Consider the following 25,038-nt stretch of genomic DNA (forward strand, 5'->3'; position numbering starts at 1 on the left):
AGCTGACATGGGAGTTCCTTGCCGCCACCCGGCCGCGTCGATTTCCACCAGCAGCGGGGCGCTAGCGTCGCGCTCGTCCAAGGCGACCTGCAGCGCCTGCGGTGAATCGATGGCGACGGCGGCGCAGCCGAAGCCGCGGGCCAGCAGCTGGAAGTCGGGGGCCTGGATGTCGACGCCCAGGCGCGTGACGCCGGCGTTGTCCATGAAGCGGCGAATCTCCTCATAGCCTTGGTTGTGCCACAGCACGATCACCACCGGCAGCTGTTCTTCTACCGCGCAGGCGAGTTCCGACAGCGTGAACATGATGCCGCCATCGCCGACCAGCGCGATCACCGGCAGGTCCGGGCGGCCGAGTGTCGCGCCCATCGCGGCGGGCAGGCCGTAGCCGAGCGTGCCGTAGCCGGTGGAGGCATTGAAGTAACGGCGCGGTGCCGGCTGGCTGAGCAGGTGGTTGGCTGCGTAGACCGTGGCGCAGGAATCGCCGACCCAGATGGCCTCCGGCAGCGCTTGCTGGAGGGTGTCGAACAGCGGCACGTAGGGCGCGAAGGCCGGGTCGGTCGGCAGGGCAAGCGCTTCCAGCGTCGCGGCGGTGATCTGCGCGCCGCGACGTGTGCCTTGGGGGCTGCCTTCGAGGTCAGTCAGTCGATCGGCGAGCGTCTCCAGCGCCAGGCTGGCATCGGCGACGATACCCAGCGCGGCGGCATGATTGCGCGCCAGCTGCTCGGGGTCGATATCGATGCGGATCAACTCGCCGCCGATCACGAAGCCATCATCAAACACCACGTCGTAATCGGTCTCGCCAAGCTCGGTGCCGATCGCCAGCACCACATCGGCGTCGCGCGCCAGCTCGCGTACCGCAGGCAGTGCGGCATTGGCGCCGAGATCCAGCGGGTGGGCGCTGCCGAGAAGGCCCTTGGCATTGATGGTGGTGACGGTGGGGGCATCCAGCGCCTCCACCAGTTGACGCGCGGCCTCGGGCGCGGCGACACAGCCACCGCCCAGCAGTACCAGCGGGCGCTCGGCGCCTGTCAGAAGGGCCACGGCCTCGTCGATCAGCGTCGGGTCCGGCGCGAGGCGCCCGATGCGTGAGCGCGTGACGTCATGGGTGCTACGACCGGCAGGCAGTGGAATCTCGGCATTGAACAGGTCAATGGGAATCTCGAGATGCACCGGGCCGGGGCGGGCACCTTCGAACAGCGCAAAGGCACGGGCCAGCACTTCCGGCAGCGCGGACGGGTCGAGCAGGGTGTGGCTGAAGCGCGCCACGCCCGAGATCAGCTGCTGCTGGCTCGGCAGCTCATGCAGACGCCCCTGGCCACGCCCGAGGGTGTCGGAGCGATTGACGCTGGAGATCACCAGCATCGGGATGGAGTCGGCCAGCGCCTGGCCCATCGCGGTGGTGATGTTGGTCATCCCCGGGCCGGTGATGATGAAGCACACTCCGGGCTTGCCGGTGCTGCGGGCATAGCCATCGGCCATGAAGCCGGCGCCCTGTTCATGGCGCGGGGTGACGTGGCGAATGGTGCGCGCAGCGGGATCGGCATCCGGCTCCAGGCCCCGGTAGAGTTCGACGGTATGTACGCCGGGAATACCGAAGACGGTATCGACGCCGTAGGTGTCACGCAGCAGTCGGATCAGGAGTTCAGCACAGGTCATGGCAGGCTATCCGGCAGACGGGAGCGCCGTGGCGCCCCCGGAAGTCATGAGGAAAAGGCTCGGCTCAGAACACGAAGACGTGGGCGATACCGGCGATGATCGGCAGGGTGATCAGCGTGCGCAGCACGAAGATGGCCACCAGTTCCCAGATCTTGAGCGGAATCTTCGACTTGAGCAGCAGGGCACCGATCCGATCTTGAGCGGAATCTTCGACTTGAGCAGCAGGGCACCGATCTCGGACATGTAGATCAACTGGGTCAGGGACAGGCAGGCGATCACGAAGCGGGTCAGTTCGCTGTCGATGTCCTTGGCCAGCACCGCCGGCAGGAACATGTCGGCAAAGCCGACCAGCGTCGCCGGGGCTGCCTCTGCCGCGTGGGGAATCTGCAGCAGTTCCAGCAGCGGAATCATCGGGTAGGAGAGCCAGGTGAAGACCGGCGTGAACTCGGCCAGCATCAGCGCCACGGTCCCGATGGCGATCACCACCGGCAGCAGACCGAGGAAGATGTCCGCCACGTTGAAACCGGCCGATTTCACCAGCTTGAGCGGGCCCGGCGCATGCTCGGCGCGCGCGACGGCCATGCCGAGTGAGTAACGCAGCACGCCACAGTCGCTCTGGTTCTCTTCACTGATCTGGCAGCCGACCGGCTCGTGGTAGTCATCACGCTTGCGCGACAGCGGCGGCAGACGCGGCACGATGACGGCGGCGATCAGGCCTGCGATGACGACGGTCAGATAGAAGGGCACGAACAGGTGATTGATGTTCATGAAGCTGGTGACCAGCAACGCGAAGGCGATCGAGACCACCGAGAAGTTGGTGGCGATCACCGCCGCTTCGCGCTTGCTGTAGAAGCCCTGCTCGTACTGCTGCGTGGTGATCAGCACGCCGACGGTGCCGGAGCCCATCCACGAGGCGGTGGCATCGATGGCGCTGCGACCGGGTAGATTGAAGATGGCGCGGAACGGACGGCGCACCAGGCTGCCGATGAATTCCATGAAGCCGAAGTCGACCAGCAGCGGCAGCAGAATGGCCGCGAAGAAGAAGAAGGTCAGCAGGACAGGGGCGAGATCATTGAGCATCACGCCGCCGGTGAAGGCCGCCGTGACGGCGGCTGGCCCCCACTGGAAGTAGGTCATCAGCGCGAAGATGGCGCCGAGGGCGCGCATGGCAAACCACACCGGCGCGACATCGAACAGCTCATGTGCCGCGCCCTGACGTGCCCAGTTCGGCTTGGCGAGCTTGACGAAGCCGGTGAGGATCACCGACAGACACAGCACCGCGACGGCGATGGCGGGCAAGGCGCTGCCGAGCGTGGCCTTGAGCCAATCGGCCATCAGGCCCATGCCGATGTTGATGGTGTCGCCAACGCTGAACGGCACCAGGAAGAAGCTGACGCCGAGCAGTGACGGCACCAGGAATTTCATCAGCCCCCTGGCCGTCAGCGGCACCGGGCGGGTGGCGATCAGGTCCTTCTTCGGGGACGGTGCGTGCTCCGCCGTCGGGTCGATGCTGGTTGTCATTCGGGTCACCTTGATCTTGTTGTAATGGTCAGGCTCTGATCGGTCATTGCGACTCAGTCGCGCTGTTGCACGCCCGGCAGTACGCAGAGCATCTCGTAGAGCAGGGTCGCGCCCATCAGCGCGGTGTTGCCGCTGGTGTCGTAGGGCGGGGAGACTTCCATCAGGTCACCGCCGACGATATTGAGGCCACGTGCGCCGCGCACGATTTCCATGCCCTGGGGCATGGTCAGGCCGCCGGCTTCCACGGTGCCGGTACCGGGGGCGACGGAGGGGTCCAGTCCGTCGATGTCGAAGGTGATGTACACCGGGCGATCGCCCATCATGTCTCGCACTTCGGCCATCAGCGGGGCGAGTGACTTGAACCAGCACATCTCGGCGGTTTCCACACGGAAGCCCTGCTGACGGCACCAGTCGAAGTCATCGGCGGAGTAGCCGGTGCCACGCAGGCCGATCTGCACCACGCGGTGGCTGTCGAGCAGGCCTTCTTCCTGGGCACGACGAATCGGCGTGCCGTGGGCGATGGGCTCGCCGAACATGTGGTCATTCACGTCGGCGTGGGCATCGATGTGGATCAGACCGACCGGCCCGTGCTTCTTGGCGATGGCGCGCAGCACCGGCAGGGTGACGGTGTGGTCACCGCCCAGGGTGAGCGGCACGCAATCGTGGCTGAGCACTTCATCGTAGAATTTCTCGATGATGTCCATGCTCTTGGGCAGGTGGAAGGTGTTGATCGGCACATCGCCGATGTCCGCCACCTGCAGGCTGTCGAAGGGCGCGGCGCGGGTGGCCATGTTGTAGGGGCGCAGCATGCGCGATTCATCACGGATCTGACGCGGGCCGAGACGCGCGCCCGGACGGTTGGAGGTACCGATGTCCAGCGGAATGCCGATGAAGGCGGCATCCAGGCCTTCCGCGGTTTCCTGAGCCGGCAGGCGCATCATGGTGGCCGGGCCGCCGAAACGTGGCATGTCGTTGCCGCCCAGTGGCTGATTGAATTCGCTCATCTGTCTCTCCAGGGTCTTGAGTCGCTCGCGATACGCTGACGGCGAGCGGGGTATTGTGATGGTTCGCCTGATCGCCTGGCCGGACGGTGTCATGAAAGCCGGCGATTCTCCTTGGCGCATACCCCAGCATTGCAGTAACCATGCCAACTTTCAGTCGATTGATTTTATTGGATTTTTTAAAGAGGTGGTTGTCGAGTGATTCATTTGTGGATCACTCGTGCGCCAATACTGATTCAAAAATGGATCACTGATTCATTTGTGGATCACATTCAGGCATCATCGAGAGTGTCTTCAGCGCAGTGCGAGAAAGAACTGCTGAAAGGAACTGCTGGAAAGCCCCGCCCCGATTCACAGGCTCGACCATGAGGTGCCCGCCATGTCAGAGCTCGACCACCAGATTCTCAAGACCATCATCGACACCGCCCATGACCACTACTTCGTGGTGAGCGCGGATGGCCAGGTGATGGATGTCAGCCCCGGCGCCGCGGCGGTCTATGGCATGACGCGTGAGGCGCTGTGTGCCGCCAACGTGCATGACCTGGAAGCCAGCGGGGTGCTCAAGCCCTCCATCAGCCTGGAGGTGTTGCGCACGGGGCGAACGCTCCAGATGATGCAGCTCACCGCCACCGGGCGGCGGGTGGTGGCGCAGGCGCATCCGGTATTCGTCGAGGGCAAGCTTGAGTGCGTGGTCAGCCGCTCGATGGATCTCACCGATATCCAGCTGCTGCAGCAGGAATATGCCGTGCTCCAGCAGCGCTTCACGGATCACCTGCGCCGCAACTCGCGGGGCAGTGAGCTGGGCGGGGGGAGTGCGGGGGAAAGTGATTGGGGGGCGGTGGGGAGTGCGCGCTCGGGCGAGCAGGCCGCGCGTGAGCAGGCCGAGTGCGAGGACGCCGCGCTGGAACTGGGGGAGCTACAGGTCAAAAGCCCCGTGATGCGTGAGATAGCGCTGCTGCTCAAGCGGGTCGCGCCCACCAACGCCACGGTACTGATGCTGGGCGAATCCGGGGTCGGCAAGACGGCCTTCGCCCATCAACTGCATCGCTGGAGCCAACGCGCCGACGGCCCCTTCATCGAGGTGAACTGCGGCGCCATCCCCGAAAGCCTGTTCGAGTCCGAGATGTTCGGCTATCAAGCCGGTGCCTTCACCGGCGCGGGCAACCGTGGCAAGGCGGGCCTGATGGAACAGGCCGAAGGCGGCACCCTGTTTCTGGATGAAATCGGTGAGCTGCCGCTCGCCACCCAGACCAAGCTGCTCAAGGTGATTCAGGACGGAATGATCACCCGCCTGGGCGACACCACCACCCGCCGCGCCGACTTCCGACTGGTCGTCGCCACCAATCAAGACCTCGCCGCCCGCGTGGAGCAGGGACAATTCCGCCTCGACCTCTACTACCGCATCAATGTGCTCCCCGTCAGCCTGCCCCCGCTGCGCGAACGCCGCGAAGACATTCCCGCCCTGATAGAGCAACACCTCTCACGCCTCAATCAACGTCACGGTCGTCGCAAACTCCTCGACGCTACCTTATGGCCCATCCTCATGCGCCAGAGGCGTTACTGAAAGTTTTACCACTGCTGATACCTTACATAGTGACAACTCCCTCTCAGAGCCTACCGCTGAGGGGGCGGTAGCCATGCCAATCCCGAAACTCGGCCCCAACGAAACGCTCAAGGAAGGCTTGGCACGTATCGAAGCGCAATGGCTCCAAGAGATGGCTGCCGAGTTACCCAGTACTTATGCGATAGCGAAGAGAGCAGGGATTAGTCAGCCGTCGGTAGTAAGGAAGTTGAAGCATATGTTATTAAAATAATTACCATGTGTTCCGACCTCTACTACCGCATCAGAGTGCTCCCCGTCAGCCTGCCGCCGCTGCGCGAATGCCGCGAAGACATTCCCGCCCTGATCGAGCAACACCTCTCCCGCCTCAATCAACGTCACGGTCGCCGCAAACTCCTCGACGCCTCGTTATGGCCCATCCTCATGCGCCAGGACTGGCTCGGCAATATCCGCGAACTGGAAAACTGGCTGGAACGCGCCTGGCTCAGCGCCCCCAGTGATGTCATCGACAGCGACTCAGTGAAAACACTGCTCAACACTTGTTCCACGAATAACGCTAATGGACTAGGCAATTCATTTGGCTTCAGTAATGACAAATCTAATGGAATAGGCGTTACTGAAAGTTTTCCCACTGCCGATAACTCTCATAGTCCCAATTCCCTCTCAGCGCCTGCCGCTAAGGGGGCGGTAGCTATGCCAATCCCCAAGCTCGGCCCTAACGAAACTCTTAAGGAAGGCTTGGCTCGCATCGAAGCACAATGGTTACGCGAGATGGCGGCGGAATTGCCCAGTACTTATGCGATAGCGAAGAGAGCAGGGATTAGTCAACCGTCGGTCCCTCCATCACCACCAGACTCCCCATCACCCCTTCACACAGCGGTTTGATCTCGTTGAAGCCTTCCTCGACGGTGAGGTCTGTCTTGGCTTTGGCGTAGGCGGTGCCGTCGGCGGCGGGGTGGTAGCTGGTGCAGTGCAGGCGGATCAGCTTGTCATCGAGGAAGAGGCCGTATTCGCGGGTCTGCGAGGTGATGGGCATGCCCCGGTGCCGCTGTGTCATGGCGATATCGAACCAGTAGGCCTGACGGTGATCCACTCGGGTCAGGCCGGAGTCGAGCATCTGACTGTTGATGGGCGCCCACTGGGCCAGCGTATTGGTGGAGGCCATCACCTTGAGCTGCGCATCACTGACGGTATCACCATGCAGGTCATAGATCTCGAGGATGATCATGTCGGTGCCGGTACCGGCCTGACTCTGCCACTTCTGCACGATATGCGGCAGGCGACCTTCGGCGGCAGACCACGAGGCGGGCAGGTGCAGCGCAAGGTTGATGCCAAGCGACTTGGCATGGCCCTTGGAATGGAATTCCTGGAAATAGCCGTCGTACAGTTCGTACACCGGCTCTATCTGGTACTTGGTCGCCAGCAGGAATTCCTTGAAGGGTGAGGGCAGGTATTCGCCCTCGGCACGCAGGCGGATGGCCTCGATGAAGCGGGCGGCGAAGTCGCTGGTCAGCTTGTCGGCGGTCAGTTGTGGGGCCAGTTCCTTCTGCATCTGCCGGCGAATCCCGTCGAGCACTTCGCGTGCATGCTCGCGCCCCATCAGGCTTTCGAGGTTGTCCGCGAGACGTGTGGTGATATCGGGGAAGGCATTCGCAAAGTAGGCGGAGGCAAGGTCAGCGTCATGCGCGAGTTCAGGATAGGTCTCGGCGATGCGCGCCAGCGTGATGTCCTGAGCGATGACGAAGCCGTAGGTGCTGCTCAGGGTATTGATGACCCGAGGCGTGGGGCGGAACTGTGCGGCGTCGGCGCGTGCCGAGGCACCGGGCGTCATGAGACATAAGCCCAGGCCGAGCCCGACTGTCAGGGCGGCGATTGCCAGCCCGGGAATCCCGGTAAACCGTCGTCCAGCTGCAAACGCCATGCGTGACATCCTGTCAGAGTGCGAATGTGCCAATCCTATCATCGGGGTGTGGGGACTTCTTGCTTCCCCTCCTTGATTGGAAGACTAATCATGCGGAAGTATCAGGCGGCACGTCATGCCAGACAATGACGTCCAGACAACACCATTATTCGGTTGATCTCGAGTGGACTGGCAATCGCGGCGAGGGCACCACGCATTACACCGCCTATGAGCGAGATTTCGAGGCCCGTGTCAGTGGCAAGCCGAGCCTTGAAGGCTCCGCGGACCCCGCCTTTCGGGGTAACGGTGCGCGCTGGAATCCTGAAGACCTGCTGGTGGCCTCCGTCTCGGCCTGCCACAAGCTGTGGTATCTGCATCTGTGTGCCGACGCTGGCATTCGTGTCATGACCTATCTCGATCACGCCGAGGGTACGATGCGGGAAGGCACCAGTGGCGGCAAAGGCGATCCAGCTGCCGAGTCAGGCCGCTTCACCGCCATCGTGCTGCGACCTGAGATCACCCTGGCCGCCGGCGACGATATCGCGCTCGCCCTTGAGCTTCACCATCGGGCGCATGCGCTGTGCTTCATCGCCAACTCGCTGAATTTCCCGGTCAGCTGCGAGGCGGTGATCACCCATCAGTGATGGGCAGCCCGTGTCAGAACCCGAAAGGCCACCAGAGCAATCTGGTGGCCTTTTTTGCTTTCAGCACATCAAGCGGGGGGATCAGCCGCGTGCGTTCACTTCCTCGATCAGCTGGCTTGCGCCAGTGAGGTCGGGCAGGCAGGCACCCTCGGCGATCTTTGCCAGCAGCACGTCTTCCGCTTCTTGCACCTCGATGGCGTGGGTGGCGATGGCGGAGACTTCTGAGGGGGCCATGACGATGACACCGCTCTCGTCAGCGAGGATGGCATCGCCCGGATTGACGACCACGCCGCCAATGCTGACCGGCACGTTGAGCGCGCCGCCGATTCCGGCGAAGCGGGTGGTGAGCGAGGCGACCCCGCGACTCCACACCGGGAAATGCTTGTCGCGAATGGTCAAGGCGTCGGTGGCCATGCCGTCGATCACCACGCCGGCCACGCCCAGACGTGAGGCGACCGTGGTCATCACGCCGCCCCAGCAGGCGCGGTGGCGATCGCCCTGACGATGCACGATGAGCACATCGCCCGGGCGCACCAGACGCATCAGGTGGTTGAGCAGGGTGCCATCTTCCGGCGGCAGCGAAACGGTGACGGCGGTACCGGCAATCCGTACCTGGGGCAGCATGCAGGCAATCGCCGGTTCGACGAAGCCGTGGGTGTGGAAGTGGCCGATGGTGGCCGTCTCGCACTGGGTGAGCTGTGCCAGCAGCTCCGGCGCGACCTGGTCTGGCATGTCATTGAGTTGGTACATGGAAGTCTCTCGGCGTGGTCGGTCAGATCAGGCTGGGCAGGAAGGTGGTGAGTGCCGGTACCCAGTAGAGCATCAGCATCGCGAACAGGAAGCAGATGACGATGGGCCAGGCAGCGGCGTAGATGGTCTGCATCGGGGTCGCGGGGGCGGCACCTTTTACCGCGAACAGGTTGTAGCCGAAGGGCGGGGTGAGACTGCCCACCGAGATGTTGATCAAGAACAGCGTCCAGAACCACACCGGGTCAAAGCCATACAGCTTGACCAGCGGCGCGTAGATGGGGATCACCACCATCATGAAGGCGATCTGGTCGATGAACATGCAGGCGATCAGCGGAATCAGCATCAGGATCAGCAGCATCCATACCGGGTCGAGATCCAGCCCGGTCACGCTGCTCACCAGCCCGCTGGTCGCGCCGGTGAAGCTCAACAACTGCGAGAACAGTTTCGAGCACGCCAGGATCAGGATGATCATGGTGCTGACCTTCAGCGACGACATCACCGCTTCGCCCGCCATCTTGAAGGAGAACTTGCGGTAGTAGGCGGCGACCAGCAGTGAGCCCAGCACGCCGGTGGCGGCGGACTCGGACGGTGTGGCGATACCGAGCAGGATCAACCCGAGCACGGCGAAGATGATGATGCTGAACGGCAGCATGTTGATCAGGGCGCGACGCTTCTCCTTTGCCGTGCCGCCACCGCTTTCATCGACCGGCGGCGCGCGGCGAGGGTCCAGCGTGATGCGCACCTTCACGTAGAGGATGAACAGCGCAGCCAGCAGGATACCCGGCAGAATGCCGGCGATCAGCAGCCGCGCGATGGAGACATCCACCATCGAGCCGATGATGATCACCAACAGGCTCGGCGGGATGATCGGCGCGAGACTCGCCCCACCCAGAATCAGGCCGATGGAGAGCTTGTCGTCATAGCCGCGCTCCTGCATGGTCGGCAGCGCCGAGCGGCTGAGCATGGCGGTCACGGCCAGTGCCGAGCCGGACAGGGCGCCGAAAAGGGTCGAGAGGGCGACGACGAAGAAGTAGAGGCGGCCTTTCATGCGGCCCATCAGGGCATCCAGCGAGTCGAAGATCACATCGATGGAGCCGGAGCGGAACAGCAGCTCCCCCATCAGCACGAACAGCGCGATGGTGGTCAGCGTCTCCGAGGTCATGCTGTCGTAGACACTGTTGGCGAACATGCCGAAACCGGCGGTGCCCATCAACCACAGCGTGCCCAGCACGTTGATGGTCAGGAAGGCGGCGAAGACGGGGATGCCGAGGGCGAACAGGCCCATCAGCAAGGCGATGGCCAGGCCCAGAGAGAAATACCATTCCATGACTCAGGGTCCTTTTCTGGCGTCGGTGGCCGGGCGCGGCGCGCGTGAAGGCGTGGCGCAGGAAGTAGAGGGCCGCATTGATCAACGCGTAGGCGATGAAGGAGGACACCCAGACCTTGGGGATATCGAGCCCCATGGCGGTGGTGGTGTGGTACTGGAACTGACGCAGGCTTTCCTGCAGGCAGATCCAGCCGGCCACGGCGCAGACGCCACCGGTGATCAGCGCCAGCAGGCGGTCATAGAGGGCGCGGGTGGCAGGGCTGAGGCGTTCCGGCAGCACGGTGATGGCGATATGGCCATGGGTACGAGCCAGTTCCGGCGCGGCCAGCGAGATGGAGAGGCACAGCAGGTAGGCCACCATCGCGCCGGACCACAGGGTGGGCGAATTGAAGAAATAGCGCGCGATGACTTCCAGCCAGAAGCACAGGACGATGCCACACAGGGTGACACCGCCCAGAAGGAAGCCTGCTCGCGTCACGCCGTCATGCACACGTGCAAGCAGGGTTGGCATGGTGGATTCCTTACTCGCTGACGGTGGTCAGGTGCTTCTCGATCGCCAGCTCGCGCATGGCGGTCACGGCTTCCGGCGACTTGTCGATGCCCAGCTGCCAGATACCGTCGGTGACCAGGGCATCCAGACGCTCGGCGTCTTCCGGGGCGAATTCGGTGGCCTGCATGCCAGCCTCGTTCAGTGCCTTCCATTCCTCGATCGCCAGTTCATCCAGCACCGGGACGATCTCGGTCTCCAGCTGACGGCCCTCGTCAAGCAGCACCTTCTGCTGCTCTGGGGTCAGGCTGTTGAAGGCGTTGAGGTTCATCAGCACGAAGTTGTAGGTCTGACCGAAGGTCGGCTTGGAGTAGTAGCCGGCGACTTCCTGCCAGCCCATGTCCTTGACGCCGTTCAGGCCCCAGGCCGCGCCGTCGATCACGCCACGGTCCATCGCCGAGTAGACGTCGCCACTGGACATCAGCACCGGCGTACCGCCCAGCCCCTTGGTGACATTGGTATAGGTGGGGCTGCCGCGCAGACGACGCCCGTCCAGACCCGGCGTGCCGGTGATCGGCTCCTTCAGCACGTACTGGAAACCGTGGCTGCCCAGCGGCGGAATCGCGATCAGCTTGAGGCCCAGGCCGTTGTAGTGCTCATCGACCATGTCCCACAGTCCGGATTCACGCGTCTGCTCCGGATTCACCGCCACGCCATCCATTGCCGCGCCGACGCCAGTGGTGTTGGTGTGGTAGGCGGCGTGGGTGTAGAGCAGCTGGAAGACACCGGCAGCGACAGGCTGCAGCTGCTCGAAGGGCGGCACGACGTCCGGGCCGGTCAGCTGGATGGTGAGGTCGGCGGCGTCATTGGCTTCGACTTCCTTGATGAAGCGCTGGGCGATTTCACGGGAATAGGCGGTGGTCTGGTCGTAACTGGACAGCATGCGCAGTTCGGTGGCCATTGACTGGGTGGCCGGGAGCAGTGCGAGCAGCGGGAGCAACAGAGCGGGCTTGAGGGTTTTCATAGCAGTTTCCACTTTATCGTTATTGTGTGATGGTACGTCTTCAATCTATGAGCCGCCTTGGCTGCGGTCAACGAATCATCAGCCTTTTGGGCTTTCAAATTTCAATATGCAGTATTTGCGAGATTTATGTAAGAAAACCTGTGTGTTTGGTCCAGTGACTCAGCGCGTGGCGGTGTCGGTCGCGAGGTTCAGACTCGGCTTGCGCAGCGCCAACGGCATCAGTGCCAGCGAGACAGGCAGGCCGATCATCACCGGATGCAGCCCGAAGGGATGGCCCAGCAGCTGCCAGAGAATGGCGGTGGCAAGCCCGCCCCACATCATGATCACCCCGCCGCGCGGGTCTGGCGAGCGGCGACACAGGGCCACCACCGTCGGCACCAGTACCCCGCAGACCAGCATCGCGCTGCCGAGAATCCAGATGTCCAGCAGGCGCGGGGCGTAGAGTGCCAGACCCAGCGAAATCAAGGACATGGCGATCACCGAGTGACGGCTCATGCGCAGCATGAAGGCATCATCACGGCCCTTCATGCGCGGCTTGATCACGTCATTGGCAATCGACGAGGCGCCGGCGATGAAGAACGAATCCGCACACGAGATGATGGTCGCCAGCAGCACCACGACCATGCTGACCATCAGCGGCAGTGGCAGGGTGGCCTTGATGATGGCGTAGAAGGACAGGTCCGGATTGGCCACCGCGATGTCCAGGCCCAGCCTGGCGAAGGCGCCGATCAACACCACGGCTCCACCGACCAGCAGCGTGAAGACGATGGCCACGGCGTAGCCGGTGCGTGCCGCCTTGAGGCTGCGCGCGGCCCAGAAGCGCTGCCACAGGTCCTGGCGCACGAACTGATAGGCGCCGATGGTCAGCATGTAGACCGCCAGTTCATGGCCGGAGATACCGGTCAGGCTCAGGAAGTCAGGGCTGCCCTGTGGCGTGGGCGATGCACTGATGATCTCCCAGCTGCCGCTGGCGTAGTAGACGGTGACCAGCAGGAAGAAGATGCCCAGTGTCTGCAGGGTACCGAGAATCGCATCCGACCAGATGACCGCCATCAGGCCGCCCAGCCATGTCTTGGCGGTCAGCAGCGCCCAGGTCAGCAGGATACCCACCGGCAGCGCCAGGCCGAACACCAGCTTGAGCACCGTGGCCACCGCCACGAACTGCATGCCGGTGATGGCCGCGTAGGCGCACAGGATGCTCAGCAGAGTGGGGAGTCTGACCCCCTCGCCGAAACGGCTGACCAGAAAGTCGGCCAGTGTCACCATCTCCAGGCGCCGGCCTTCGGCGTGAATCTTGCCGATGAAGAAGTACAGCGCGATGCCGGCGACGGTCATGCCCACCGGCAGCCACAGCTGGCCCATGCCGAAGGTGTAACCCTTGGAGACGAAGCCCAGCAGGGTGGAGCCGCCGACGGCAGTGCCGACAAGCGTGCAGATCAGCGGAAAGGTCGCGGTGGAACGGCCGGCGACATTGTAGTCATCATAGGTCTTGATACGGCGAAAGAAATACAGCGAAAGCCCCATCAGAAATAGGCCACATGCTATGATCATGATCGAGAGAATCTCGGTTTCTCGGCTATCGAACATTGTCATTTTTCCGCCGGGTGCGTCATTTTCTGGACAGGAATCCTCGCCATGCGACCCATCCATGACACTCTGGACTGGAACCTGCTGAGAACCTTCATCGTCATCGTTCAGGAGGAAAGTGTCAGTCGAGCGGCAGCCCGTCTCTATCTGTCCCAGCCGGCGGTGAGTCTGTCACTCAAGCGTCTGGAAGAGCGCCTCGGGCAACGGTTGATCGAACGAGACAGTCACAGCTTTCGCGTGACGGGGGCGGGGCAGGTGGTCTATCGCGAGGCCGTGGAGATCTACGCCAACGTGGCGCGTCTCGCCTCTGAGGTGGGCAACAGTCATACGGAGATTTCCGGGCATGTCTCGCTCCTTTTCATTACCGGCATCGAGTGCCGATTCCTTGATAGCGTGTTCGCGCGCTTTCATCGCTGTTTCCCCCAGGTCACCTTCTCGATCCAGGAGATGTCCAGTCACGAGGTGCAGCAGGGCCTGTTGCAGCGCCAGGGCGCTCTGGGCATCTGCCTGGCGCAGCAGACACCGGAGCCACTGATGTCCCAGGTGCTGGCGCGCCAGAACTACCGCTACTTCTGTGGTCGCATGCATCCGCTCTTCGGTCAGCAGAATCTGCCGCTGGAGGCGCTGCGCAATGAGCGTTATGTCTCCTTCGGCAGCGAGCAGCTCGATGGCGTGCTGTCTCCGCTGGCGATGTTCCGCGCCCGCGAGGGCTTGCAGGGCCCGGTGATCGGTCAATCCAGCAGCCTGCAGGAAATCCGCCGCATGGTGCTGGCCGGCTGGGGCATCGGCTGCATGCCGGAGCACATCGTGCGGCGTGAGGTCGAGGAGCAGCAGCTGTGGCCCTTGCCACCCTACGGTGGCGTGGCCGATATCGACCTGCACCTGATGTGGCACCGTGAGGCGCGTTTCAGCGCTGCCGAATCCACCTTCGTCGACTTCCTGCACAACGCGCTGGCCAAGGTGCCGCTGGGGCCGACCGACAGCTCAATAGGCCAGATTGATCCAGGTGGTCTTCAGGTCGGAGTACTTGTCCAGCGCGTGCAGTGACTTGTCACGCCCGAATCCGGACTGCTTGACGCCACCGAAGGGCACGCTGATATCGCCATCGGCGTAGCAGTTGACCCACACCAGCCCCGCCTTCAAACGCCGCGAGACACGATGGGCACGCGCCAGATCCCGCGTCCACAGCCCAGCGCCCAGCCCGTAGATGGAATCATTGGCCAGTTCGATGGCTTCTTCCTCGCCGTTGAAGCGGGTCACGCCCAGCACCGGGCCGAAGATTTCCTCGCGCATCACGGTGCTGTTCTGGCCGCCTTCCACGATGGTCGGCTCCAGATACCAGCCGCCGGAGGTGGCGTCGCTGGGGGCGATGGCGCGGCCGCCCTGATGCAGCGTCATGCCTTCCGAGAGCGCCGTCTCGACGAAGCCGAGCACCTTCTCGTGGTGGTCCGCGCTGACCAGTGCGCCCATGCGCGTGGCCGGATCGAGCGGATCACCGGCCGGCATGGCGCGGGCGCAGGCGATCAGGCGCGGCATGAAGTCATCGAAGATGGCCTCATCGACATACAGGCGGGAGCCAGCGATGCAGACTTCGCCCTGATTGATGAAGATGGCGTCTGCCGCAGCGCGTGCGGCCATGTCGAGATCCGGGCAATCGGCGAACACGATATGCGGCGACTTGCCGCCACACTCCAGCCACACCCGCTTCAAGTTGGAGTCGCTGGCGTAGCGCATGAAGCGCTTGCCGGTGGCGGTGGAGCCGGTGAAGGCCAGCGCATCGACTTCCATGTGCAGGCCAAGCGCCTGGCCCGCCACCGCGCCCAGCCCCGGCGTGACGTTGAAGACGCCCGCTGGAAGGCCGGCTTCATCGGCGAGTGCCGCCAGACGCAGCGCGCTCAGGCTTGAGGATTCGGCCGGCTTGAGTACCACGCTATTGCCCAGCGCCAGCGCCGGGGCGAACTTCCAGGAGGCGATCATCAGCGGGAAGTTCCACGGCACCACCGCTGCGACCACGCCCAGCGCTTCACGGGTAATGGTGGCGTGCACGTTCTCGCCGGTGGGCGCGATCTCGTCGTAATGCTTGTCGATGGCCTCGGCATACCAGGCCACCGAGCGCGCGGTTTCCGCCAGATCAAAGCCCAGGCTGTCGCCGATCGGCTTGCCCATCTCCAGTGTCTGCAGCAGCGCCAGCTCTTCGGCATGCTCGCGGATCAGCTGGGCAAAGCGTTGCAGAACGGCCTTGCGCGCCTGGGGTGACTGGCGCGACCACACGCCGGAGTCGAAGGCACGCCGCGCCGCCATCACGGCGCGGTCGATGTCCTGCTCGGTGCAGGCGGTGACATGCGCCAGTACGTCGCCGGTGGCCGGATTCCAGGCCGGGAAGGTATCGCAGCCGGTGCTTTCCACATAGGCACCGTCAATGAAGGCACGGGTCTCGAAGGTCAGCGCTGCCGCGCGCTGCTGCCAGTCGGCATGGGTCAGCGGGGCGGCAGTGGTCGAAGCAGTGGCAGTGCTCATTGGGCGTTCTCCGCGGTCGTGGTGTTGGCGCTGTCGGCGAGAGAGCCGCGGCTGACGACACCGGCGCGCTTGAGCATCGCCAGCAGCAGCACGTTGGCGCCGGCTTCGAGATCGGCAGGCTCGGCGTTCTCGCTCTCGTTGTGACTGATGCCGTCCTCGCAGGGCACGAAGATCATCGCCACCGGATTGATGCCGGCGATCTGCACGGCGTCGTGACCGGCACCGGTTTCCATGTCGCGGATGCTGAGGTTCAGTTCCTGACTTGCACTGCGCACCATCTCGATCAGTTCCGGCGCGAAGGGCGTCGGCGGAATGTGCTGCACTTCGATCAGCTCGATGTCCACGCGTTGCTTGTCGCTCTGGTTGGCGGCGTGATGCTTGAGGCACAGCGCCTTGAGCTGGTCGTGCATCTCGGCCATTACCGCCGGTTCCAGGTGGCGCAGGTCGACACTGAAGCGCACCTGGCCTGGAATCACGTTGCGCGAGTTGGGATGCACATTGAATTCGCCACAGGTGACGCGACCGTTGGGCTGGTAGTCATCGGCCAGCGTCAGGATGTCGCTGACCAGCGCGCAGGCGGTCTTGAGCGCATCGCGACGGTAGGGCATCGGCGTCGGGCCGGCGTGGGCTTCCTGACCGCTGACCACCACGTCGAACCAGTGCAGGCCGAGGGAGCCGGTGACGGCCCCGATGGTGATCTCCTCCTGCTCGAGTACCGGGCCCTGCTCGATGTGCTCGAAAGGCGCATTGCGACCCGGCCATAGCCGTGTCAGCGCGCCGTCGCCTCGTCTAGCCAGCTTCAGAGGCCGATGCACGCCGGACCCCATCATGGCCAAGCGCGCCTTCCTCGTTGGTCCAGACACCACTCCACGGGGTCTGATGCGTGTATAGGCGCAACTTCCAGCCGCCACACCCGAAGCAGCCTCGAACTTGCCGCCGTGGGCTGGGTTCGATGTGGCTGCCGGTACGCGGGTCGGCCGACGCGGCGAAGATGTTGCCGATCTCGACGACGTGCCCGGCCTCCACGTAAGTCGCGCGCGGTCTTCGGTAGCCGCGGGGCCGCCCTTGGGCGTCGCGCCGATCTCGGCCAGTGTCATCAGCGCGTCCCACAGACGCTTGCCATCGACGCGCAGGGCGAGGGAGTCCAGTACGTCTTGAGTCCGTGTCAGGGCGTCTTCGCGGATGCCGCTCAGCAGCTTGCCCGGGGCAATGCCGTCCGGGTCATAACGCAGCTCGATCAGGGCCGGCAGATGCTCGCGGTCGGCGAATTCCAGCGCGCGCGTGAAGCTCGCCTCGAAGTCCTCGTCCTTCTCCACCACCTGACCCAGGCCGCCGTAGGCGGTGACCAGCGCGGCGAAGTCCGGGTTGGTGAAGGTCAGGGCGATCTCACGGCCCGGGAAGTCGTTTTCCTGGTGGGCGCGGATGGTGCCCCACATGCCGTTGTTGAACACCAGCACCACGATGCCGAGGCGGTACTGCAGTGCCACGCCCAGTTCCTGCAGATTCATCTGGAAGCAGCCATCACCGGCGTAGCAGACGGCGGGGCGTTCCGGGAATTCGAGCTTGCTGGAAATGGCGGCGGGCAGGCCGTAACCCATGGAACCGACGGTCGGGGCCAGCGAGCTGCCCAGGCCACGGAAGCGCACATAGCGGTGGGCGTAGAGCGCGTAGTTGCCGGCGCCGACGCTGATGCAGCCCTTGCCATCGAGGATGCGGTCGACGGTCAGGCTGACCTTGTCCAGGCTCAGCGGGCCCGGCGACGGCTGTTCCTCAAGCGTGGCCAGATAGGCGGCGCGCGCCTCGCGGGTGATGCCGGACCAGCGCGGCGTGCTGTCCGGTGACAGGGTGGAGAGCGCCAGCGCGAAGCCGTTGACGTCGGTATTGATGGCCAGCGTCGGCTGATAGACACGCCCCAGCTCTTCCGGGTCGGCGTAGACATGCACCAGCTTCTGGGTCGGCACCGGTGACTGCATCCAGCTATAGCCTTCGCTGGTGGCTTCGCCGATACGGGTACCGACGGCGATCACCAGGTCACTCTCGACCAGCTGCTGGCGCAGCTCGGCGTGCATGCCCATGCCGACGTGACCGGCGAATTGCGGCAGTTCGGCATTGACACATTCCAGACGGCGCCAGGCGACGCCGGTGGGGATGTCGAAGCGCTGGGCGAAGCCTTCCAGCGCGACCTGGGCGTCGCGGGTCCAGCCGCTGCCGCCGACCAGCAGGAAGGGGCGCTCGGCGCTGGCGAGCAGGCCCTTGAGCTCATCCAGCTGCGGCTGTCCCGGATAGGTCATCAGGCGCGGGTGCGGCTTGACGTCCGCGACCTGCGCCTCGCCCCACAGGGTGTCTTCCGGCAGTGCCAGCACCACCGGCCCTGGACGACCGCTGCGCGCCACCTGATAGGCGCGGGCGATGTATTCCGGAATGCGCGAGGTGTCGTCGATCTGCGCGACCCACTTGGTCATCTCGCCGAACATGCGGCGGTAATCGATTTCCTGGAAGGCTTCGCGCTCGATGAAGTCGCCACCGACCTGACCGATGAACAGGATCATCGGCGTGGAATCCTGATAGGCGGTGTGCACGGCGATGGAGGCGTTGGTGGCGCCCGGGCCACGCGTGACGAAGCACACGCCCGGCTCGTTGGTCAGCTTGCCGTAGGCTTCGGCCATGTAGCCCGCGCCACTTTCCTGGCGGCAGACGATGGGGTCGATGGCGCCCTTGTGCTCATTGAGTGCATCGATGCACGGCAGGTAGCTTTCGCCGGGCACCAGGAAGACACGCTTGGTGCCGTGCAGTCGGATCTGGTCGACGAGGATCTGCCCGCCATTGCGCAGCGGCAGAGTGGAGCGGGCATCAGGTCGTAGAGCGCTTCGAGCTGATCGGGGTGGATGACACACCGCGCATGCAGTCCCTGCTGGTTGGCCCAGTGCTGGTCGGTGCCCAGTCCGTGCTGCCAGCGCCACGGACCATCGATGGCCAGTCGCTGATGTGTCCTGCAGGCCACGGCCAGTCGCTGGCGCCACGGCTTGAGTGTCTCGGTGATGGTGGCGGCGGGCTGGTCCGGCATCAGGCCCAGATCCGTGGCCAGGTCCCCGGTACCGATCAGTGCTCCCAGCAGGCGTGGCGTGTCATCGCCCGCGGCGAGCAGTTCCTCGGCGGCCAGCAGTCCGGCCTGGCTTTCCAGCGTCGCGACGCTCTTCAGACTGCCCGCGGGCAGGGCATGCAGGCGTTCCTGCTCGGCGAGCGCCTCATCCAGTGCGGCCAGCTGACTGCGCTGCTCGACGGCGGGCAGAAAGACCGCGGCAGGTGTGCCGGCCAGTTCGCCCAGTGCGGTCTGCATCAGCGCGGCCAGCTCCTCGCGTCCACCCTGCTCCAGCAGGTTCAGGCGTACCGCCGGCCACAGATGCAGGCGACGGGCACGTCTGGCGAACTCGGCGAAGCGACTGATCGCCAGTGCACGGCCTTCGGGGGCGGTGAATTCCTCGAGATCGACCACGATGGCATCGGCACCGCTGGTGAGCGCGGCTTCCAGTCGTGCGGCGTCATCCCCGGGCACGAACAGCCAGCGCTGCGGGAGGGGCTGAGTGGCAAGAGAGGTCATCGCTCAGCCCTCCATCAGGTTGGGCAGGAACAGCACGAGTTCCGGGATGAAGGTGATCAGCATCAGTACGGTCAGCATCGCGCCCAGCATCAGGCCCAGCGGACGCAGCGAGTCGCTGACGTTGATCCCGGCGATGCGACACGCGGCCATCAGGTCGATCCCCAGCGGCGGCGTGTTGGCGCCGATGGCCAGATTGACGGTCAGCAGCACCCCGAAGTGCACCGGGCTGATGCCGTATTGCGCCAGCAGCGGCATCACGATGGGCGTCACGATGATGATGATCGCCACGCTTTCCATGAAGGAGCCCAGCACCAGCAGCACGGCGGTCAGCAGCAGCAGGACGCTGATGCGGCTGTCGGTGAATTCGCCGATCAACTGGGCGATGGCCTGCGGCACCTGCTCGTAGGTCAGACCCCAGGCGAACATGCCGGCCGCGCCGATGATCAGCAGGATGGCGCCGGTGGTCTCGGCGGTCGCGCGGACGCTGTCCAGAAAGCCCTGCCAGGTGAGGCTGCGATAGACACAGGTACCGATGATGATGGCGTAGAGAATCGCGGAGGCGGCGGCCTCGGTGGGCGTGAACACCCCGAAGCGGATACCGCCGATGATCATCACCGGCACCATCAGCGCCGGCATGGCACTGAGCAGCGCGCGGCGACGCTCGCCGGGCACACGGGCCGCGACACCGCCCGACCAGCCATGCTTGCGTGACAGGTAGAGGGCGACGCCGACCAGCGCGACCGTCAGCATCAGGCCGGGGATGATGCCGCCCATGAACAGCTGGCCCACCGAGGTATTGGAGGTGGTGCCGTAGACGATCATCACGATGCTGGGCGGAATCACGGTGCCGATGGAGCTGGCGGTGCCGACCAGCGCACTGCTGAAGCCCTTGTCATAGCCATTGCGGGCCATGGTGGGCAGCAGCATGCTGCCGATGGCGATCACGTCCGCCACACCGGAACCCGACAGCGCGCCGAACATCATGCAGGCGAGCACCGCGACCACCGCCAGGCCGCCGCGGATATCACCGACCATCGCCATGCACAGGCGTACCAGGCGCTCAGTGAGGCCAGCGCGGTTCATCAACTGGGCGGCGAGCACGAACAGCGGAATCGCCAGCAGGGTGAAGCTTTCCATTCCGGCCACGAATTGCTGCGCCGAGACCATCATGGGCGCGGCACCGAAGGCCAGCAGGTAGAAGAGGGCCGACATCAACAGCGCGAAGGCGATGGGAATGTCGATGAGGATGCCGAGCGCGAATACGCCGAGCAGAGCCAGGGCGCCGAGAGTCATGGGGCATCTCCTTGGCGAGAGGATCAACAGATGCTCAAGCTGGATCAGAGCCATCGCGGTGCAGCACAGCGGCACGGACAGGTAGACGATGCCGGCGGGAATCTGCAGCGCGGTGGTGGTCTGGCGCATCGTGATGGCGCTCAGGTCCATGCCTGCCTTGGCCAGCAACAGCAGCATGATCAGGATCATCGCGTCAGTGATGCGTCCGGTGATGCGCTGGACACGCACCGAGCGCACCAGCAGCGGCAGCAGGCCCGCACTCAGGTGAGTGCGGTTGCGGGTGCAGGACACCGCGGCCAGCAATGTCGTCCAGACCAGCACCAGCTGCGGCAATTCCTCTGCCCAGTGCGGCGGCTGACCCATCACCCAGCGCATGAAGACCGTCCAGATCACCAATGCCGACAGCGCGGCGACTCCGCTGGCTGCCAGGGCCAGACAGCCCCGGCAGCACCAACGTGAGAGAGTGATCATCAAGGTGCGCACGGCGCACAGCACTGCCAGCGGTTTGACGGAGGGAGCGGCGGAAGACATCGTCACTCGCCCTTGCGGTATTGCTCGACCAGGCCCATCAGCTCAGGCCCGAAGACGTCGGCGTAATCAGCCCACACACCCTGCACCTTGGCATTGAAGGGCGCGGTATCGACCTCGTTGACCTGCATGCCGGCTTCTTCCAGCTTGGCGACCAGCTCGGCGTCATCCTTCTGGGTCATCGCGCGCTGCTTGTCACGCCATTCGTCGGCGCTCTTCTGCACAGCGGCCTGATCCTGCTCGGAGAGCTGATTCCAGGTGAAGTTGGAGATGGTCAGGCACGCGGGTGCCCAGACGTGACCGGTAAGGGAGACGTAGTCCTGCACTTCGCTGAACGAGGAGGAATAGATGATGGCCAGCGGGTTTTCCTGGGCATCGAACACGCCCTGCTGCAACGCGGAGTAGAGCTCACCGAAGGACAGCGGTGCCGGGCTTGAACCCAGCGCGGTGAAGGTGTCCAGACGCATCTTGTCCGGCGTGACGCGAATCTTGAGGCCCGCGAGGTCTTCCGGGCTGGTGATGGGGCCGCGATTGTTGGTGACGTGACGGAAGCCGTTCTCCCACCACGACAGGATCTTCATGTTGTGCTCGTCGGCGATGTCCTCGAGCGCATCGCCCAGCTTGCCGTCATAGGCGGCGTAGGCGTGTTCGCGGTCCGGCCAGGAGTAGGGCAGTTCGACGATGCCGAATCGCGCATCCAGCGGCTGGAAGGAACCACAGCCGATCACGCCGGCCGGCACGCTGCCGATCTGCATGCCTTCGACGACGGTCTTCTCATTACCGAGCTGGCCACTGGGGAAGACCTGGAAATTGACGCGGCCCTCGGTCGCCTCGGCGACATCCTTGGCGAAGCCTTCCGCCGCGATGTTCCAGCTATGGGTCGGCGCCAGCACGTGGCCGAGCTTGATATCCTGAGCCTGGGCGGCGCTCAGCGCGGCGCAGGCAGTCAGCGGCGTTCATCGGGACACCTCTTGGAGTTGTTATGGTCGTGACAGGCGTCTCTGTGTACGCCTTGACCCAAGAGTGTGTTCTGCTCGTGTATTTCGGTAGTTGCGAATTCTTATTCTTGGTATTAATCAGATTTATGATGGGTCTGGATGTCCCGCCCACCTGACCGCCCAGTTCTTTTATATACCGTTATCTTCTTTGGTACCCATTTCAGTTCCGGCAAGCCTGAGAGAAGCAGCAGTCATCGGGACACGCAATGCAAGGCGCCCGCGAAGAGGCATGTCTTCGCGGGCGCTGATGTGTCGCTGAGGCGGCCTGGTTGGCGCCTGAATGGCGCCTGACTGTCGTTTAAGAGCCGCGCTCGCGTCAGGCCACCGCCTTGTCCAGCGCCTGGCTGACATCGGCGATGATGTCGTCGATATGCTCGATCCCCACCGAGATGCGAATCAGGTCAGCCGAGACCCCGGCCATGGCGAGTTCTTCCTCGTTGAGCTGGCGGTGGGTGGTGGAGGCCGGGTGGCAGGCCAGCGACTTGGCATCGCCGATATTCACCAGGCGCAGAATCATCTGCAGCGCATCGATGAACTTGCCGCCGGCGATACGCCCGGCTTCGGCCTGATCAGCCCCTGTCGCGTCCGTCTTGATGCCGAAACTGATGATGCCGGAGGCCTTGCCGCCGGTGATCTTCTGGCAGGTGGCGTGATAGGGGCTGTCCGGCAGGGCGCCGTAATTGACCCAGCTGACGCTCGGGTGCTGCTGAAGGTATTCGGCCAGCGCGAGCGCATTGCTGCAGTGGCGTTCCATGCGCAGGGCGAGTGTCTCCAGCCCCTGCAGCAGCAGGAAGGCACTGTGCGGGGCGAGCGCGGCGCCGGTATTGCGCAGCGGTACCACGCGACAGCGACCGATATAGGCGGCCGGGCCGAAGGCTTCGGTGTATACGACGCCGTGATAGGAGGGGTCTGGCTCGTTGAGGATCGGGAAGCGGTCCTTGTGGGCGACCCAGTCGAACTTGCCGGAATCGATGATGATGCCGCCCACGGTGGTGCCGTGGCCGCCGATGTACTTGGTCAGCGAGTGGATCACGATATCGGCGCCGTGATCGAAGGCGCGACACAGCACCGGGGTGGCCACGGTGTTGTCGACGATCAGCGGCACGCCATGCCTGTGGGCGATCTCGGCCAGACGCTCGAGATCGACGATGTTGCCGGCAGGATTGCCGATGGACTCGCAGAACACCGCTTTGGTCTTGTCATCGATCAGCGCTTCGAGTGCGGCGAAATCATCAAAGGCCGCCATGCGCACCTCGACCCCCTGACGCGGCAGGCTGTGGGCGAACAGGTTGTAGGTGCCGCCATACAGCTGGCTGGTGCTGACGATGTTGTCACCGACTTCCACCAGCGCCTGGATGGCATAGGTGATCGCCGCCATGCCGGAGGACACCGCCAGCGCCGCGATCCCGCCTTCGACGGCGGCCATGCGCTGCTCCAGCACGTCATTGGTCGGGTTCATGATGCGGGTATAGATGTTGCCCGGCACCTTGAGATCGAACAGGTCCGCGCCGTGCTGGGTGTCGTCGAAGGTGTAGGAGGTGGTCTGGTAGATCGGCACCGCCGCCGCCTTGGTGGTGGCTTCCGAGGTGTAGCCGTGATGCAGGGCGAGCGATTCCAGCTTCATGTTGTCGACTGACATGGCAGTGTCCTTGTGCGAGAGCGTGGCGAACGCCGTCACGACAGGCCGCTGGCTGGGCGGCACGCCGAACTGGCGACGAAAGGCGGTGGCGAAATTGGCCGCGCTGCGATACCCCGCCATCTCGGCGGCGGCCTCCACCGTGACATTGCGGTCCTGCAGCAGGTGCGCCGCGCGGAGCAACTGCCGCCGCCTCAGGTCCCTCGCCATGGTCTGGCCGTAGGCGTCGCGATAGCGGCGCTGCAACTGGCGCACGCTCATGCCCAGCCGGGCGGCGATCTCTGCCTGACTCAGATAGGCCACTTCCCCGCTGGAGATCCAGTCCTCGAGCCTCGCCTGCCAGGCCGCCAGGCACTCGCTGATCACCTCAAGCGCCACTGACTCGATGCCGAGTCTAAGCGCCAGCGTGCCCGGCCGTTGGCGACTGAATTCCTCCAGGCGCTCGACCAGACGCGCAGACGGCTGCCAATGGTAATGCGCCAGATGCCGCGCCTCGGGCATCACCTCGCTGGCGCTTGAGATCCCCAGATGCCACGTCAGCCAGGCTGGCGTCAGCGTCAGGATGGCGCTGTGCTCATAAGCCCCCTTGGGGCTTTGCAGCCGGAATTCGGTGGGCTCATCGAGGGCGATGCACAGCGCTCGGCCCGGCTTCAGCGCATGGCGCTGTGGCCCGAAACTGACCCTGGGCTCGCCACGCCATACCACGGCGATCTTCAGCGATGGCTCGATGCGGGAGCGAATCATCAGATCCGCCCGCTTGCGGATGCGGTTGAGGCGCATGAACAGGCCCGGCTGCACTTCCTGCAGGTGCATGTTGCCGATCAGCGCGCCATCGGCTGACTGGCCCTCGGCGGGCTGGCATTGGTGGTCGCTGGTCAGTGCCCGCGCCATGCGGTGCACGTGATCGAGCTCGATGATCCGGTGGCGTGCGCAAAGGTTTTTGTCGTCATGGAGTGCCAAAATGCCCCGTCAGTCACACAGATGCAAATAATTATCATTAGTAGCGATAG

16 protein-coding genes and 4 pseudogenes are annotated in these 25,038 nt (G+C 64.2%); 5 read left to right on the forward strand and 15 right to left on the reverse strand.

Translation table 11 applies throughout. The features are described from left to right. Window positions 1–18: 18 nt before the first annotated feature. The 3 genes and pseudogenes from CU110_RS07395 to speB all read right to left on the reverse strand — a co-directional run. Window positions 19–1,656 (reverse strand): annotated as a pseudogene (locus CU110_RS07395) (5-guanidino-2-oxopentanoate decarboxylase); the annotation flags it as partial. Window positions 1,657–1,720: 64 nt separating this feature from the next. Next, window positions 1,721–3,123: pseudogene (locus tag CU110_RS07400) on the reverse strand (YjiH family protein). A gap of 107 nt (window positions 3,124–3,230) precedes the next feature. After that, the gene (speB, locus tag CU110_RS07405; protein ID WP_077376000.1) at window positions 3,231–4,181 is read right to left on the reverse strand and encodes an agmatinase; all 951 of its coding nucleotides are present in this window, start codon (window positions 4,179–4,181) and stop codon (window positions 3,231–3,233) included. Between the two features lie 376 nt (window positions 4,182–4,557). Between speB and CU110_RS07410 the strand changes: the two genes are divergently transcribed. Together CU110_RS07410 and CU110_RS07415 are read left to right on the forward strand one after the other, a co-directional pair. Beyond that, a complete protein-coding gene (locus CU110_RS07410; RefSeq protein WP_164850306.1) occupies window positions 4,558–5,742 on the forward strand; it encodes a sigma 54-interacting transcriptional regulator in 1,185 nt (394 codons plus the stop codon). Between the two features lie 255 nt (window positions 5,743–5,997). Then, complete coding sequence (locus tag CU110_RS07415; protein WP_127735237.1) at window positions 5,998–6,624, forward strand: hypothetical protein; 627 nt, start codon at window positions 5,998–6,000, stop codon at window positions 6,622–6,624. On the opposite strand, the gene CU110_RS07420 is transcribed toward CU110_RS07415, so the two are convergent. After that, window positions 6,560–7,660, reverse strand: coding sequence for a hypothetical protein (locus CU110_RS07420; RefSeq protein WP_127735241.1), 1,101 nt, complete (start codon window positions 7,658–7,660; stop codon window positions 6,560–6,562). The genes CU110_RS07415 and CU110_RS07420 overlap by 65 nt on opposite strands. A gap of 125 nt (window positions 7,661–7,785) precedes the next feature. Between CU110_RS07420 and CU110_RS07425 the strand changes: the two genes are divergently transcribed. Further along, window positions 7,786–8,283 carry an OsmC family protein gene (locus tag CU110_RS07425; protein WP_084208576.1) on the forward strand — a complete coding sequence of 166 codons (498 nt, stop codon included), beginning with the start codon at window positions 7,786–7,788 and terminating at the stop codon, window positions 8,281–8,283. Window positions 8,284–8,364: 81 nt separating this feature from the next. On the opposite strand, the gene CU110_RS07430 is transcribed toward CU110_RS07425, so the two are convergent. After that, window positions 8,365–9,033 carry an RraA family protein gene (locus CU110_RS07430; RefSeq protein ID WP_164850308.1) on the reverse strand — a complete coding sequence of 223 codons (669 nt, stop codon included), beginning with the start codon at window positions 9,031–9,033 and terminating at the stop codon, window positions 8,365–8,367. Between the two features lie 22 nt (window positions 9,034–9,055). Next, window positions 9,056–10,360: a TRAP transporter large permease subunit gene (locus tag CU110_RS07435; protein WP_077376018.1), complete on the reverse strand. Its 1,305-nt coding sequence runs from the start codon at window positions 10,358–10,360 to the stop codon at window positions 9,056–9,058. Here CU110_RS07435 and CU110_RS16090 point away from each other — a divergent pair. Further along, entirely contained in the window at window positions 10,359–10,892 is a 534-nt protein-coding gene (locus tag CU110_RS16090) for a hypothetical protein (protein WP_205694126.1), read from the forward strand. The genes CU110_RS07435 and CU110_RS16090 overlap by 2 nt on opposite strands. Here the strand turns inward: CU110_RS16090 and dctP are convergent. Next, window positions 10,882–11,871, reverse strand: coding sequence for a TRAP transporter substrate-binding protein DctP (dctP, locus tag CU110_RS07445; protein WP_084208578.1), 990 nt, complete (start codon window positions 11,869–11,871; stop codon window positions 10,882–10,884). The two genes, CU110_RS16090 and dctP, sit on opposite strands and share 11 nt — an antisense overlap. A gap of 159 nt (window positions 11,872–12,030) precedes the next feature. Next, window positions 12,031–13,458 carry a sodium:solute symporter family protein gene (locus CU110_RS07450; RefSeq protein ID WP_164850310.1) on the reverse strand — a complete coding sequence of 476 codons (1,428 nt, stop codon included), beginning with the start codon at window positions 13,456–13,458 and terminating at the stop codon, window positions 12,031–12,033. A gap of 48 nt (window positions 13,459–13,506) precedes the next feature. On the opposite strand from CU110_RS07450, the gene CU110_RS07455 reads away from it, so the two are divergent. Then, entirely contained in the window at window positions 13,507–14,505 is a 999-nt protein-coding gene (locus tag CU110_RS07455) for a LysR family transcriptional regulator (RefSeq protein ID WP_127735247.1), read from the forward strand. Here CU110_RS07455 and CU110_RS07460 read toward each other — a convergent pair. From CU110_RS07460 to CU110_RS17935, 7 genes and pseudogenes are all read right to left on the reverse strand, one after another. Further along, complete coding sequence (locus CU110_RS07460) at window positions 14,443–15,975, reverse strand: aldehyde dehydrogenase (RefSeq protein WP_084208582.1); 1,533 nt, start codon at window positions 15,973–15,975, stop codon at window positions 14,443–14,445. The genes CU110_RS07455 and CU110_RS07460 overlap by 63 nt on opposite strands. Then, window positions 15,972–18,995, reverse strand: a complete 3,024-nt coding sequence (locus CU110_RS07465; protein WP_346427179.1) for a M20/M25/M40 family metallo-hydrolase — start codon at window positions 18,993–18,995, stop codon at window positions 15,972–15,974. Before CU110_RS07465 ends, CU110_RS07460 begins: the two co-directional genes overlap by 4 nt. Beyond that, window positions 18,953–19,573: pseudogene (locus tag CU110_RS16805) on the reverse strand (aldolase/citrate lyase family protein); the annotation flags it as partial. The gene CU110_RS07465 and the pseudogene CU110_RS16805, both read right to left, overlap by 43 nt. A 3-nt stretch (window positions 19,574–19,576) precedes the next feature. Continuing rightward, window positions 19,577–21,397, reverse strand: coding sequence for a TRAP transporter large permease subunit (locus tag CU110_RS07475; RefSeq protein ID WP_127735256.1), 1,821 nt, complete (start codon window positions 21,395–21,397; stop codon window positions 19,577–19,579). 2 nt (window positions 21,398–21,399) lie between these two features. Next, window positions 21,400–22,287, reverse strand: coding sequence for a DctP family TRAP transporter solute-binding subunit (locus CU110_RS07480; RefSeq protein ID WP_240665520.1), 888 nt, complete (start codon window positions 22,285–22,287; stop codon window positions 21,400–21,402). A gap of 421 nt (window positions 22,288–22,708) precedes the next feature. Continuing rightward, window positions 22,709–24,016 carry an aminotransferase class I/II-fold pyridoxal phosphate-dependent enzyme gene (locus tag CU110_RS16810; RefSeq protein ID WP_084209700.1) on the reverse strand — a complete coding sequence of 436 codons (1,308 nt, stop codon included), beginning with the start codon at window positions 24,014–24,016 and terminating at the stop codon, window positions 22,709–22,711. A 75-nt stretch (window positions 24,017–24,091) separates the two neighbouring features. Further along, window positions 24,092–24,919: pseudogene (locus CU110_RS17935) on the reverse strand (helix-turn-helix domain-containing protein); the annotation flags it as partial. Window positions 24,920–25,038 lie beyond the last annotated feature (119 nt).

Origin of the sequence: Cobetia sp. ICG0124 (genome assembly GCF_004006355.1) — a bacterium.
GTDB lineage: Bacteria > Pseudomonadota > Gammaproteobacteria > Pseudomonadales > Halomonadaceae > Cobetia > Cobetia marina.